Annotated in this window: 12 protein-coding genes; 6 read left to right on the top strand and 6 right to left on the bottom strand. The window is 69.0% G+C overall.

From position 1 onward, the window contains the following. Positions 1-3: 3 nt before the first annotated feature. Complete coding sequence (locus FB547_RS05425; protein ID WP_145740232.1) at positions 4-1647, top strand: adenylate/guanylate cyclase domain-containing protein; 1644 nt, start codon at positions 4-6, stop codon at positions 1645-1647. A gap of 28 nt (positions 1648-1675) precedes the next feature. On the opposite strand, the gene rtcA is transcribed toward FB547_RS05425, so the two are convergent. The 5 genes from rtcA to FB547_RS05400 are packed head-to-tail and all read right to left on the bottom strand — an operon-like array spanning position 1676 to position 6361. Beyond that, positions 1676-2713 carry an RNA 3'-terminal phosphate cyclase gene (rtcA, locus tag FB547_RS05420; protein WP_145740230.1) on the bottom strand — a complete coding sequence of 346 codons (1038 nt, stop codon included), beginning with the start codon at positions 2711-2713 and terminating at the stop codon, positions 1676-1678. Next, on the bottom strand, positions 2710-3555 hold the full coding sequence (locus tag FB547_RS05415; RefSeq protein ID WP_145740229.1) for a nucleotidyltransferase domain-containing protein: 846 nt from the start codon (positions 3553-3555) through the stop codon (positions 2710-2712). The genes rtcA and FB547_RS05415 overlap by 4 nt, the downstream gene beginning before the upstream one ends. Before the next feature lie 41 nt (positions 3556-3596). Next, positions 3597-3944: a zinc-ribbon domain containing protein gene (locus FB547_RS05410; RefSeq protein ID WP_145740227.1), complete on the bottom strand. Its 348-nt coding sequence runs from the start codon at positions 3942-3944 to the stop codon at positions 3597-3599. Between the two features lie 3 nt (positions 3945-3947). Beyond that, entirely contained in the window at positions 3948-5171 is a 1224-nt protein-coding gene (locus FB547_RS05405; RefSeq protein WP_145740224.1) for an RtcB family protein, read from the bottom strand. A gap of 38 nt (positions 5172-5209) precedes the next feature. Continuing rightward, complete coding sequence (locus FB547_RS05400) at positions 5210-6361, bottom strand: slipin family protein (protein ID WP_145740222.1); 1152 nt, start codon at positions 6359-6361, stop codon at positions 5210-5212. Positions 6362-7064: 703 nt separating this feature from the next. On the opposite strand from FB547_RS05400, the gene rtcR reads away from it, so the two are divergent. From rtcR to FB547_RS05375, 5 genes are all read left to right on the top strand, one after another. Beyond that, complete coding sequence (gene rtcR, locus FB547_RS05395; protein WP_145740220.1) at positions 7065-8675, top strand: RNA repair transcriptional activator RtcR; 1611 nt, start codon at positions 7065-7067, stop codon at positions 8673-8675. 52 nt (positions 8676-8727) lie between these two features. Continuing rightward, a complete protein-coding gene (locus FB547_RS05390; RefSeq protein WP_145740218.1) occupies positions 8728-9066 on the top strand; it encodes a VOC family protein in 339 nt (112 codons plus the stop codon). Between the two features lie 54 nt (positions 9067-9120). Continuing rightward, positions 9121-9957: an alpha/beta hydrolase gene (locus tag FB547_RS05385; RefSeq protein WP_145740216.1), complete on the top strand. Its 837-nt coding sequence runs from the start codon at positions 9121-9123 to the stop codon at positions 9955-9957. After that, entirely contained in the window at positions 9954-10901 is a 948-nt protein-coding gene (locus tag FB547_RS05380) for an ornithine cyclodeaminase family protein (RefSeq protein WP_145740214.1), read from the top strand. Before FB547_RS05385 ends, FB547_RS05380 begins: the two co-directional genes overlap by 4 nt. Before the next feature lie 141 nt (positions 10902-11042). After that, positions 11043-11294 carry a hypothetical protein gene (locus FB547_RS05375; protein WP_145740213.1) on the top strand — a complete coding sequence of 84 codons (252 nt, stop codon included), beginning with the start codon at positions 11043-11045 and terminating at the stop codon, positions 11292-11294. A 44-nt stretch (positions 11295-11338) separates the two neighbouring features. Here FB547_RS05375 and FB547_RS05370 read toward each other — a convergent pair whose 3' ends face one another. Next, complete coding sequence (locus tag FB547_RS05370; RefSeq protein ID WP_145740211.1) at positions 11339-13129, bottom strand: cytochrome c biogenesis protein DipZ; 1791 nt, start codon at positions 13127-13129, stop codon at positions 11339-11341. Positions 13130-13131: the final 2 nt, after the last annotated feature.

The following is a 13131-nucleotide window of genomic DNA, read 5'->3' as shown; positions in this document are numbered from 1 at the left end:
TTCATGGACAGACGCTCCCCACCCATCGCCCGGCTGCCGAAACCGCCAACCCGGCGCAACCTCCGATGGACCAGCGGACTGGTGCTGATGGCCTATGTCACGGCGCACCTGCTGAACCATTCGCTGGGCATCGCCTCCTTCGCGGCGGCCGAGGCGGTGCTGCGCAATGTGCAGCTGTTCTGGCACAGCCTGCCGGGCACCGTGCTGCTGTACGGCGCGGCCGGCGCGCACCTGGCGCTGGCGGTGGCCGCGCTGTGGGAGCGCCGCACGCTGCGCATGCCGCCGCTCGAAGGCCTGCGCGTGCTGCTGGGTTTTGCGCTGCCGCTGCTGCTGGCCACCCACCTGACCGCCATGCGCGGCGCCTATCTGGCCTACGGCATCGAGGGCTCCTACGTTCGCGTGGTCCGGGGCCTGTGGAGCCTGCCGGGTGCCGGCGCGCAGTTCACGATGCTGCTCGCGGCCTGGGCCCACGGCTGCCTCGGCATCCACTTCGCGCTGCGGGCGCGGCCGGCCTACCGCCGTTTTTCCTATCTGCTGCTGGCCATTGCCGTCGTGCTGCCGCTCGCGGCGATGATGGGTTTCGTCTCGATGGGTCGCGAGTTCCAGTGGACCGGCGTGCCGCCCGCGGTGCTGCCGACCCCTGCCCAGGGCCGGGCGCTCGACACGGCGGAAGGCCGCATCAAGCTCTTCTATGCGCTCGGCCTGGCCGCCCTGCTGGCGGCCTACGCGGCGCGCAACTGGTTCGCGCGCCGCGCGCACGGCGCGTCCATTGCGCTGCGCTACCCCGGCCGCACGGTGCACGTGCCGCGTGGCTGGAGCGTGCTGGAAGCGAGCCGCTCGCACGGCATCGCCCATCTCTCGGTGTGCGGCGGGCGGGCGCGCTGCTCGACCTGCCGCGTGCGCGTGCTCGGCCCCGCACAGCACTGGGACCCGCCCGACCGCGACGAGCAGCGAACGCTCGACCGCGTGCGCGCCCCGGGCGGCGTGCGGCTGGCCTGCCAGCTGCGCCCGCGAGGCGACATCGAGGTCATCCCGCTGTTCGCGCCGGCAAGCCACGGAAGGCAGCCGGCGCCGGCCAGCAGCTTCGGCCGCGAGCGCGACGTGGCCATCCTGTTCGTGGACCTGCGGCGCTGGTCGGGTTTGTCGGAAGGGCAATGGCCCTTCGACCTGGCCTATGTGCTCGACCGCTACTTCGCCACCGTGGGCGCCGCGGTGCGCGAATGCGGCGGCGTGCCGAACCAGTTCATCGGCGACAGCGTGATGGCGATCTTCGGCCTCGGCACCGACCTTCCCACCGCCTGCCGGCAGGCGCTGCGCGCGACCGAACTGATCGGCCAGCGCATGGATGCGTGGAGCGAAGGCTTCGAAGCCCAGTTCGGCCAGCGCCTGGACTTCGGCATGGGCCTGCACGCCGGACGCGCGGCCGTGGGCGAAGTGGGCTACCTCGACACCACCACCTTCACCGCGATCGGCGAAGTGGTCAACACCGCGAGCCGGCTGCAGGACCACGCCAAGACGGCCGCGTCGCGCCTGGTGGTCTCGGTGTATGCCGCGCAGCAGGCCGGCTTCGCGCATGCCGGAGGACAGGTCGAGATGCTGGCCGTGCGCGGCCGCTCCGAGCCGATCGCGGTGATCTGCTCCGACTAGCAGCATCAGCCGGCCGACGCGGCCTGCTTCAGGCCGGCGCCACCGTCACGGTGGCCGCGTCCGGCGCTTGCGCGATGGCGTAGCGCACCGGCAGGAAGCGCTCGATCACCGCGCAGTTGGTGCGCGTGTGCCCGGTCACTTCGCTGCAGGTGAAGCTGCCGCCGCGGCCGCTTCGCCATGCCGCCAAGCCCTGCAGCAGCGCCAGCTGATCCGCAAGATGCGGCCCCACGGCCGCCTGGCTTTTCTGGAACCCGCGCAGTTCCTTCACCAACCCGTGCGCCACCTGCTCGGCGCTCAGCGACTTTTCGCCGAAAGCCGTGAAGACCTCGGTGACGTATTCGTACGCCAGCGTGGCAAGCAGCGCGTTGCCGGGCCCTTCGTTCTGGCGCGCGGTACCGATACGCAGCTGCTCGCCGGACCATCCCATGGCCTTGCCCAGCGTCTCCAGCTCGCGCGCGGCGACGTGGCGCGCAAGCCCCGGCGCCAGGCACTCCGCATGGGCCGACAGGAGCGCGCCGCGGCCCATCAGATCGAAAGACCGCAGCCCATCAACGGCCGGCACGATGACCGCTTCGACCTCGCCGCCGCCGGCAGGGTAGAAACCGCAGCGGCGCAGCACCAGCTGCAGGTCCGCGCCCAGGCGGCGCACCAGCGGTGCGAAGGCGCGCTCCAGAAAGTGGAAAGGCGGCGCCATCGGGTTGTGCGTGCCGCCGCTCAGATGCAGACGGCTCGGCGCACCGGCCAGCAGCAGCGGCGGCAGCACCGTCTGCAGAACCAGCATGCAGCTGCCTGCGCTGGCAATCGCGAAGCGGTACTCGCCCGCGCGCACCGGCCCGGGCACGAAGCGCAGCGACTGCGAGCCGAGCTCGGCCCCTTCGACCTGCGCGCCGCTGATCTGCGCCGCGGCATTCACGCAGGCCAGGTGCTGGCGCATCAGGCCCGGCTTGGCGCGGCCTGCGCGGATCTTCTCGATGGCCACGGGCTGGCCCGTGGCGACCGACAGGGCCAGGCTGGTGCGCAGGATCTGCCCCCCGCCCTCGCCCTGCGAACCGTCGAGTTCGATCATGCGCGGCCTCCTTCGATGCGCAGCACCGTCTCGTACAGGAATGCATCGAGTCCCGCGTTCTCGGCCTGCGGCAGCGGCGTGATCGGCTCGGCCGCATGGGCCGCGAGTTCGGCCTCGATGAATGCATGGATGCCGGGCCAGCGCGGGCTGGTCGCGGCCTCGCCGGCGCGCATCTTCACTGCGAGCAGCGCGTTGATTTCCTCGATCAGCGCGGCGTCGTGCACGGCGTGGAGCGTGCGCTGCGCCAGCTCGGCGAAGCGCATCGGCGGCACGCCGGCCTGCGTGCGGATCCATCGCGCGGCCAGGAGCGGACGCAGCACATAGAGGTATTTCTTGTAGCGCACCTCGTCGGCCTGCAGATGCTCGCGGAAGTTCTTCTTCGCCATCGAGGTGTAGTGATGCCAGCCACGCGCGTTGGAGAACACCGCCTCCGAGAGCGCGCGGAAACGCGGCATCGCGGCCGCATCGTCGCGGTACACCACGGGCGAGCGCAGCCATTCGAGCAGCGTGGGGTTCGACTCGCGCATCAGGCCCAGCGCCTTGCGCAGGTCCCAGCCGTTCACGTCGAGCTCGCCGCTGATCGGCAGCTCGATCACATCGCGCCGCGGCGTCACCGTGAGGTACCAGGGCAGTCGGTTCACGTAGATGAAGCGCACGTCGTAGTCGCTGTCGGGCGAGGCAAAGCCCCAGCCGCGGCTGCCGGATTCGCAAGCGAACAGCACCGTGACGTCATGGCGCGTTTCGATATCGCGCAGGGCGTGCATGATCTGCGCGCGCATGGCGGGGTCGATGGGATGGGCAGAGCGCAGGAGCTCGCCGGATTTTTCTTCTTGTGCAGTCATGGAATCAGCGTCGCCGCTTCGTCTGGTTTTATTCGTTCATTTCAGGCCTGCCGCAAAAGCGCGCGCCTTGCGATCCGGCAGGCACGGCAGCGCACCGCCGTGCTGTTGATGTTGCCCAGCGCCACCTCGTACCACCACTTCTGCTGCTTGGCCGTCCACACTTCGTCGGCGCCGCAGTCGCGGCAGGTGAAGGCCTTGTCCACGTAGAACGCGGGCAGCGGCCCGTAGGTATTGTTGTGCGCGGCCAGCAGCGCCGTATCGGCGACCACCAGGCCGGCGCCCTCCACCGGCCGCACGTCGGCACGCAACCGCAGCTCGGCCAGCCGGCGCGCGGCGCGTTCGAGGCGGTGCGCCTTGATCTCGGCGCGGCGCTGCTTGTTGCTTTTCATGGCCTATCCCTTCACGCACACCACCTGCTTGAGCGTGTGGACCACCTCCACCAGGTCGCTCTGCGCCTCCATCACCGCGTCGATGTCCTTGTAGGCCATCGGAATCTCGTCGATCACGTCGGCGTCCTTGCGGCATTCCACGCCTTCGGTCGCGGCGATCTGGTCGGCGATGGTGAAGAGCTTCTTCGCCTTGGTGCGGCTCATCTTGCGGCCCGCGCCGTGGCTGCAGCTCATGAACGACTCGGGGTTGCCCTTGCCGCGCACGATGTAGCTCTTGGCCCCCATGCTGCCCGGGATGATCCCGAGCTCGCCGGCCTTGGCGCTCACCGCGCCCTTGCGCGTGACGAGCACGTCTTCGCCGAAGTGCGTCTCGCGGTTCACGTAGTTGTGGTGGCAGTTCACCGCTTCCACGTGCGCCTCGAAGGGCTTGCTGATGACCTTGCGCGCGGCCGCGACCACGCGCTGCATCATCACTTCGCGATTGGCACGCGCGAACTTCTGGGCCCAGCCCACCGCGCGCACGTAGTCGCCGAAGTACCTGGCGCCTTCCTCGAAGTACGCCAGGTCCTGGTCGGGCAGGTTGCGCTGGTGCAGTTCGGCATCCTTCTTCGCGAGTTCGATGAAGTGCGTGCCGATGGCGTTGCCCACGCCGCGCGAACCCGAGTGCAGCATGAACCACACGGCGCCCGCTTCGTCGAGGCAGACCTCGATGAAGTGGTTGCCGGTACCCAGCGTTCCCAGGTGCTTGTGGTTGTTCGTGTTCCTGATGCGCGGGTAGTCCTCGCAGATCAGGTCGAACTCATCCACCAGTTTGACCCAGGCGGCATCGGTTTCGTCGGGCGGCGTTTCCCATGCGCCCTTGTCGCGGCCCATGCGCCTGGGATTGCTTCCGTGCGGCACGGCCTTTTCGATGGCCGAACGCAGCGGGCCCAGGTTGTCGGGCAGGTCGCGCGCATCGAGCGTGGTCTTGCACGCCATCATTCCGCAGCCGATGTCCACGCCCACCGCGGCCGGGATGATGGCCTTGAAGGTCGGGATCACCGAACCCACGGTGGCGCCGATGCCGTAGTGCACGTCGGGCATGGCCGCGATGTGCTTGAACACGATGGGCAGGCGCGCGGCGTTCTCGAGCTGCTTCTGCGCCTCGTCTTCCACAGGCACGCCGTTCGTCCACATCTTCACGGGGACGCCGTTGGCCACTTCATGCAGTTTGTAGTTCTGTTCCATTTCTTTTCTCTCTTCCATCGTTCGTTCTTCAATGCGCCTCAGGAACCGTTCGGCCGCAGCGTCACCAATCCGTTGAGCACCTGGTCCAGGCCGCCGACCACCGAGATCTTGTCGATCCGTTCGGCCACGCGTTCCAGCGTCTCGAGCTCCTTCATCCGCAACGCGACAGGGTTGCCCTCCATCACCTTGGCGGTGTTCAGCAGCGAGCGCGTGGCCGCGGTTTCCTCGCGGCGGCGGATCACGTTGGCCTGGGCCGACTTCTCGGCCTCCACCACCTGGGCCAGGATGGTCTTCATCTCGCCCGGCAGGATGATGTCCTTCACGCCCACGCTCTCCAGCACCACGCCCGAATCCTTCAGCCGCTCGCGCATCTGCGCCAGCACCGTCTGGTCGATGGCCGCCTTGTTCTCCAGCAGCGCGTCCAGCGTCTGCTCGCCCACCGCGGCACGCAGGCCGAACTGCAGTTCGCGATAGACATGTTCGGCCGGCTTGGGCATTTGCGCCAGCGCCTGGCGCACGTCGGTGAAGCGCCATACCGCAGACAGGTTCAGCCGCAGCCCCACCTTGTCGCGGGTCAGGATCTCCTGGCCGCTCACCTCGGCGATCTGCGAACGCAGGTCCACGCAAGTCACGGCCACCTGCCGGTTGAAGCGCCAGAAACCGTGGTTTCCCGGCGGCAGCATCGCCTGCATCTGCCCTTCGAGCGTCAGCACGCCGGCATGGAATTCGGGCACCTGCACCAGCAGCACGCCGTCGAGCCCCTGCACCGCGCGTGGACGCAGGGCCACGCTCTGCAGCTTTGCCAGCAGCCCCGCCGGCAGGCGCGCATCGGCCGCCACGTCGACGACGTCCACGCGCTGCTCGCGCAGGCCGCGCCAGTACAGCTTGCGCGTGGCGGGCGGCAGGATCTGCACCAGCACGCCGTCTTCATGGCGCAGGCCGACCTGCGTTTCGCCGAGCGACACCTGCACGAACTCGCGCTCGACCAGTTCGGGCTCGCGCGCCAGGAAGTAGTCGGCCAGTTCGTGCTCGAACGCCGGCTCGGCCAGCGAGAAGCGCTCCAGCTTCAGGGTATCGAAGCCCGAGAACACCCGGTGCTTTCCCGGGCCGAGCAGTTGCTCGAAGTCGCCATTGCGCAGCAGCAGCGCGCGTTCGTTCTTCTTGACGGTGTATTGATTGAAACCCAGCATTTTTTCTCCCACTCGTTGTTCGGTTCAGTTGTTCGTGTCGTGTCGTTCGTTCATTCGATCCAGGCCCTCGAAAGGGCAGGCGGCGGGCACTGCGGTGGGGCCAGGTTTTCGTGCAGCGGTCGTCGGGTCCGGTCGGTGCCCGGCGCCGCATGGGCAACGCCGTCACTTCCCTCGCCGTCCGATGGCGGCACGCAGTTCCTTGCCGCACGCACGGTGCGCAAGCCGCCTGCGCTTGGCACGGTGTCGCGCACCCGCAAGGCCTCTTCGCCTTGCGCCGCACGCTCCGGTGTGCCGGGGCGGGGGGCTTTCGCCCCATCAGATGGCAGTGCAAGCACTGCCAGGTTTTTTCGCGGGAATCGAACCCGCAACGCCATGTGGTTAGCACGGTGCTCAACCATGAGCAGAACTGAATCAAGTTCAGTCGCCAGCCAGTTCAACAGCGGCATACCGCGGACCCAAGACAGGATCTGGCCTGCGGCACCGGGCCGCTTTCATGCGGCACCTGCGAGCGGATGAACTGCATCCGGACGGTTCATCCATTGCAGCCGCCGTGCCAGGTGATGAGGATCCGCACCGGAATCCTCCCGCGAGCAGTGCAAGTCATTGATATTCAACAGGAATTTTTCTTCCGGCGCGCGTACCGCTTCGCCTTCGGCCCTGATAGGATCCTAATAAATATAGAAATTCAGCTAGTCTTTTATCCATGAAACCAGTCGTCGTCATCGGCTTCCTCGGCACCCAGCTCGACGCCGGCCAGGGCGCGGGCCGCTGGAACAAGTGGCGCCCCACGGTCTCGCTCGCGCAGCACGACGACATGGTGGTCTCGCGCATGGAGCTGCTCTACACGCTCAAGCACAAGGCGCTGGCCGAGGTGGTGAAGGCCGACATCGAGGCCGTGTCGCCCGAGACCACGGTCAACCTCGTGCCTTTCGACCTCGCGGACCCCTGGGATTTCGGCGAGGTCTACACGCGCCTGTACGACTGGGCGCGCGCCTACACCTTCGACACCGAGCGCGAGCAGTACTGGACGCACATCACCACCGGCACGCACGTGGCGCAGATCTGCATGTTCCTGCTGTCGGAATCGCGCGTGGTGCCGGGCGTGCTCGCGCAGACCTCGCCGCCCCGGAAGCAGCGCGAAGGCGAGGCCGGCAAGTGCACCTTGATCGACCTCGACCTGTCGCGCTACGACGTGATCGCGCGGCGCTTCGATGCGGAGCAGCGCGACGCGGTCGCCTTCCTGAAGAGCGGCATCGCCACGCGCAATGCGCGTTTCAACGCGCTGATCGACGAGATCGAGCGCGTGGCCGTGCGATCGCGCGCGCCGATCCTGCTGGTGGGGCCGACGGGCGCGGGCAAGTCCTTTCTCGCGCGGCGCATGTTCGAGCTGAAGCAGGCGCGGCACCAGATGAGCGGGCCCTTCGTCGAGGTGAACTGCGCCACGCTGCGCGGCGACGGCGCGGCCTCCACCTTGTTCGGCCACAGGAAGGGCTCCTTCACCGGCGCGGCAAGCGACCGGGCCGGACTGCTGCGCACGGCGAACCAGGGCGCGCTGTTCCTCGACGAGATCGGCGAGCTCGGGCTCGACGAGCAGGCCATGCTGCTCAAGGCCATCGAGGAGAAGCGCTTCTTCCCGGTCGGCGCCGACAAGGAAGTGGAGAGCGACTTCCAGCTGATCGCCGGCACCAACCGCGACCTGCGCAGCGACGTGGCCGAGGGGCGTTTCCGCGAGGACCTGTTCGCGCGCATCAACCTCTGGACCTACGGCCTGCCCGGCCTCGCACAGCGGCCCGAGGACATCGAGCCCAACATCGACCACCTGCTGGCCATCCACGCGGCCGAGAACCACCGCGTGGTGCGCTTCAACGCCGAGGCGCGCGCGGCCTACCTGCGCTTTGCGCAGAGCGGCGAGGCGCTGTGGTGCGGCAACTTCCGCGACCTCTCGGCCAGCGTGACGCGGCTGGCCACGCTGGCGGATGGCGGACGCATTCCGGTGGCGCTGGTCGAGGCGGAGATCGAGCGGCTGCGCTGGCTCTGGAACCGCGAGGGCCCGGCAAGGCCAAGCGCAGGCGCTGCCGACGTCGGCCTCGGCAGCCTGCTCGGCGATGACCGCGCGGCCGCGCTCGACCTGTTCGACCGGCTGCAGCTCGAAGCGGTGGTGCGCGTGTGCCGCGAATCGCGCAGCCTGTCGGATGCGGGCCGGCAACTCTTCCAGGCCTCGCGCACGCAGCGCAGCGTGGTGAACGATGCCGACCGGCTGCGCAAGTACCTGGCCAAGCACGGGCTCGAATGGAGCCGCATTACCGCGGGCTGAGCGCGGGCTGAGCTATCCTGCGCCGGAACTGCCGCATTCCACGGAGAAACCCATGCCGCTGACACTGCTCCTGCGCTGCCACGATCTGGCCCAGACCCGGCGCTTCTACGCCGATGTCCTCGGCTTCGCGGCTGAGGATTCGGCAGAAGGCACGTTGACGGTCGAGAAGCAGGGCGGCAAGCTCATCTTCACGCAGCAGGATCTCTGGAAGAGCCCGCCCAGCTGCTCCGGCACCTTCTATTTCGCCGTGGCGGATGCGGCGGCCTGTTACGCCGCCGTCAAGGACAAGGCCTCCATTGCGTGGCCGCTGCAGCACATGCCTTACGGCTCCACGGAGTTCGGCGTGGTGGACTGCAACGGCTACCACCTTGCATTCCGGCAGCAGGCCTGAGCGGCCGATCCGGAAGACGCCCCACCGGCCGGGCGCCACGGAAAGCACTCCCCCATGAACTGGAAGCTGGCCTTGTTCGCAGCCCTGTCCCCCTTTCTCACCGGCTGCGTCCAGTCGATGTTCTATTACCCCGACCGCGTGCGCTACGAAACGCCCGACGCGCTCGGGCTGCGCTACGAGGCGGTGCAGTTCGCCAGCGCCGACGGCACGCGCCTGGCCGGCTGGTTTCTTCCTGCCGCGGGCCGCAGCAATCCGAAGGAGGCCAAGGGCACGGTGGTCCACTTTCATGGCAACGCCCAGAACATGAGCACGCACTGGCGCTTCGTGGCCTGGCTGCCGAAGCAGGACTTCAACGTGTTCGTGTTCGACTACCGCGGCTACGGCGAATCGGCCGGCAAGCCGGAGCCCAAGGGCGTGTTCGAGGATTCCAGCGCCGCGCTCGACCACGTGCGATCGCGCGGCGACGTCGACCCCGAGCGCCTCCTCGTCTTCGGCCAGAGCCTGGGCGGCGCCAACGCGATTGCGGTGCTGGGCTCGGGCAACCGGGCCGGCGTGAAGGCAGCGGCCATCGAATCGACCTTCTATTCGTATTCCTCGATTGCGAACGAGAAGCTCCCCGGCGCCGGGCTGCTGGTGGGCGACGACTACGCCGCATCGAAATACGTCGCCGCCGTCGCGCCCATCCCCCTGCTGCTGATCCACGGCACGGCCGACCGGATCATTCCGGATTCCCATTCGCGGCGCCTGCTGGAGGCCGCGCGCGAGCCCCGGCGCCTGCTCGAGGTGCCCGGCGCCGGCCACCTCGAGCCGATGACCGAGCGCTTCGGCGCCACCTGCCAGCAGGCGCTGGTGCAATTCTTCGACGCCTCGCTGCGTCCACGCCAGCCATGAAGCATTTCGACGAAACCGCCACCCGCGAGCCGCTGGCCTTCGAGCGGCTCGTGCCCGCGCTGCGCGCAGCCTTCGCGGCCGAAGCTCACGTGCCGCCGCGCCATGTGCACAGCATCGAAACCGCCGGCGCCGACAAGGGCACCGTGCTCATCATGCCGGCGTGGAGCGACGCGGGCTTCCTGGGCATCAAGACCATCAATGTCTTTCCGGGCAACAGCGCACGCGGCCTGCCCGGCCTTCATGCGACCTATGTACTGTACGACGCGCGCACCGGCGTGCCGCTGGCCATGATGGACGGCAACGAGCTCACCGCGCGCCGCACGGCCGCGGCATCGGCGCTGGGCGCCTCGTTCCTGGCACGGGCCGATGCGCACCGCCTGCTGGTGCTGGGCACCGGCCGCATCGCGCGGCTGCTGCCCGCCGCGCATGCGGGCGTGCGGCCCATCGACGAGGTGCTCGTGTGGAACCACCGGGCCGAAGGCGCCCAGGCCCTGGCCGCGCAATGGCGGGCCGAAGGGGTCAACGCCCGGGCCGCCACGGACCTCGAAGCGGCCGTGCGCCAGGCCGACATCGTGAGCTGCGCCACGCTGGCCACCGCGCCGCTGGTGCGCGGCGAATGGCTGGCGCCGGGCTCGCACCTGGACCTGATCGGCAGCTTCACACCCGCCATGCGCGAGGCCGACGTGCGCTGCTTCGACGGGGCGCGCACCTTCGTCGACACCACCGAGGCATTGCAGAAGGCCGGCGAACTGCTCGACGCCATTGCGGCCGGCACGCTGCGCGCCGATGCGGTGCAGGGCACGCTGGCCGCACTCTGCCGGGGCGAACGCGCGGGCCGCACGGGCAGCGAAGAGCGCACCGTCTTCAAGGCCGTGGGCAGCGCGCTCGAAGACCTGGCGGCCGCCACGCTGGTCTGGCAGCACGCCGAATCGACGCCGGCCTAAGGCTTAAGGCCTAGAAAACTGCGGCCGCGGCGCAGCGGGAGCGTCACTTACCGACAGTCACATACGTCATGCAGCGGATGGCACGCCTCTTGCGCCAACGCTAACCTGATGCCCATACCCAAAGGCCAGGAGGCCCGCCCCATGCTTACCATTTTTCAGAAAGCCACCATCCTCAGCAAAGCCGGCTTCGAGGTGCCCGCCTGTCCGGCCGAGGATGCCTCGGCCACCTCGACCAGCGCGGTGTCCCAGAAGATGCACGACTGGGCCAAGGCCATCGAGACGCTGTACGTCAGCTACGTGGCCGCCCGCGCCGCCAAGAGCCTGCGGGATGCCGAGGAATCGCGCCAGACCGACATGCTGCGGCGGCTTTCGCTGAGCGCCTGGGCCGCCTGACAGCCACCCTCAGGCACCCTCGCCCGCCCGAGCCGCGTCAGCGCTCAACCGAAAGTGAACGCGTAGGCTTGCGCGCCGGCGTCGAGAAACTCGATCTCGAACAGCCGCTCCCGTCTGCCCTCCGCCTGCCGCACCAGCTGATAGAGCTTCTGCGCATCGATCACGCCGTGGCCCTGTGCATCGGTGTCGGCACCATGGTCCGCGAGTGGCGGCTTTCCATCCACCAGCACCCTGAAGCGCACCGGCCTGCCATTGGCCGCCGGGCCCAGCACCAGGTGCAGGTCGCGTGCCTGGAAGCGATAGGCGATCCGGCCATTGGCGCTGTTCAGCACCGCGCGCTCGGCCTCCACCGTCCAGTCGCCCGCCAGCGACCACTGGTTGGTGCGCAGCGCCGAGGCGGCCGGCCGGTAGACCGTCGCGCGGTCCCGCGCGATGCCGCCGGGCGAGGCAAAGCCGTGCGCGCGTTCGTGGCCCAGGTAGGTTTCGCCGGACAGCGGCGGCTCGGCGCCGGGCGCGGCCTGGGTGCCCTGCCCGAGCGGCGCCACCAGCCCGGCGGCGATGCGGGTCTGCCCGGCCTCGGCCAGCAGCTGCTGGATGACCTGCTCGGCCTTGTCGTAGCGGTTCTCGCCGAACTGGTGGTGGCGGATGCGGCCCTCGGCATCGATGAAATAGAACGCGGGCCAGGCCTGGTTGTCGAAGCCGCGCCAGACTGCGAAGTCATTGTCCAGCGCCACCGGAAAGCCGATGCCCAGGTCCTTGACGGCCTTGCGCACATTGGCCGGCTTCTTCTCGAACGCGAACTCCGGCGAATGCACGCCGATGACCACCAGCCCCGCGTCCTTGTACTTTTCGGCCCATGCCCGAAGGTAGGGCAGCGTGCGCAGGCAGTTGAGGCACGAATAGGTCCAGAAGTCGACCAGCACCACCTTGCCGCGCAGGGCCTCGGGCGCGAGCGGCACGGAGTTGATCCATTCGGTGGCGCCCGCCAAGGAGGGAAAGCGGCCTTCGACCTTGAGTTCGCGCGCGGGCGGCGGGGCCGTTCGGTTGCCCGACACGCGCATCAGGCCCGGGGCTTCGCGCAGCGCGACCGGCTCCGCGTGCGGCTTGCCTGGCTTGATTTTGTCCACCAGCGCCTGCTCCAGCGCCGAGGTGGTGCCCAGGGAAAGGCGTGCGAGCAGGCCCGTGTCCAGCCCCAGCGCAATGGCGCCCACGCCCGCCAGCACGGCCGCGCCGGCCGCGCGCCGCACCCATTCGCCAGTATGCAGCGAACGCTTCATGATGGAGAACAGCCGCCCACCGAACAGCAGCGCGGCCGCGAGCGAGGTGCACGCGCCGGCCGCATAGGCCAGCAGCAGCAGCGAGGTGCCGACGCTCGCGCCATTGAGCGCCGCGCCCGTCAGGATCAGGCCGAGGATCGGCCCCGCGCACGGCGCCCAGAGCAGCCCCGTGCCCACGCCCAGCAACAACGGCGAGAACACCGAGGCCGCTGCCGCACCGCCATCGCCGCGCGGCTCGGACATGCGGATGCCCAGCGCGACCAGCGGCCGGCTCATGCGGTCGGCAACGCTCGGGAACAGCAGGCTCACGCCGAACAGCGCGAGCACGGCAATGGCGGCCTGGCGCCCGTACTCGTTGAGCGTGACGATCCAGCCGCCGCCCACCGCCGCCAGCGTGGCCACGGCGGCAAAGGCCAGCGCCATGCCCAGCAGCATCGGCAGGCCGTGCGAGCGGAACGGACGGTCGGCGCGCGCGAACACGAAAGGCAGCACCGGCAGGATGCAGGGGCTCAGGATGGTGAGCACCCCGCCCAGGTAGGCAATGAGGAGGACGAGCATGA

Origin of the sequence: Variovorax beijingensis, from assembly GCF_007828835.1 — a bacterium.
Classification (GTDB): Bacteria; Pseudomonadota; Gammaproteobacteria; order Burkholderiales; family Burkholderiaceae_C; genus Variovorax; species Variovorax beijingensis_A.
The sequence above is the reverse complement of the archived record's forward strand: the minus strand, read 5'-3'. Positions and strand labels throughout refer to the sequence as shown.

Bases quoted from the DNA above. Each gene is read 5' to 3' on its own strand.
- FB547_RS05425 (WP_145740232.1), top strand. From the start codon at position 4: ATGGACAGACGCTCCCCACCCATCGCCCGGCTGCCGAAACCGCCAACC.
- FB547_RS05415 (WP_145740229.1), bottom strand. From the start codon at position 3,555: ATGACTGCACAAGAAGAAAAATCCGGCGAGCTCCTGCGCTCTGCCCAT.
- FB547_RS05385 (WP_145740216.1), top strand. From the start codon at position 9,121: ATGAACTGGAAGCTGGCCTTGTTCGCAGCCCTGTCCCCCTTTCTCACC.
- FB547_RS05410 (WP_145740227.1), bottom strand. From the start codon at position 3,944: ATGAAAAGCAACAAGCAGCGCCGCGCCGAGATCAAGGCGCACCGCCTC.
- FB547_RS05380 (WP_145740214.1), top strand. From the start codon at position 9,954: ATGAAGCATTTCGACGAAACCGCCACCCGCGAGCCGCTGGCCTTCGAG.
- FB547_RS05375 (WP_145740213.1), top strand. From the start codon at position 11,043: ATGCTTACCATTTTTCAGAAAGCCACCATCCTCAGCAAAGCCGGCTTC.
- FB547_RS05370 (WP_145740211.1), bottom strand. From the start codon at position 13,129: ATGCTCGTCCTCCTCATTGCCTACCTGGGCGGGGTGCTCACCATCCTG.
- FB547_RS05390 (WP_145740218.1), top strand. From the start codon at position 8,728: ATGCCGCTGACACTGCTCCTGCGCTGCCACGATCTGGCCCAGACCCGG.
- FB547_RS05405 (WP_145740224.1), bottom strand. From the start codon at position 5,171: ATGGAACAGAACTACAAACTGCATGAAGTGGCCAACGGCGTCCCCGTG.
- rtcA (WP_145740230.1), bottom strand. From the start codon at position 2,713: ATGATCGAACTCGACGGTTCGCAGGGCGAGGGCGGGGGGCAGATCCTG.
- FB547_RS05400 (WP_145740222.1), bottom strand. From the start codon at position 6,361: ATGCTGGGTTTCAATCAATACACCGTCAAGAAGAACGAACGCGCGCTG.
- rtcR (WP_145740220.1), top strand. From the start codon at position 7,065: ATGAAACCAGTCGTCGTCATCGGCTTCCTCGGCACCCAGCTCGACGCC.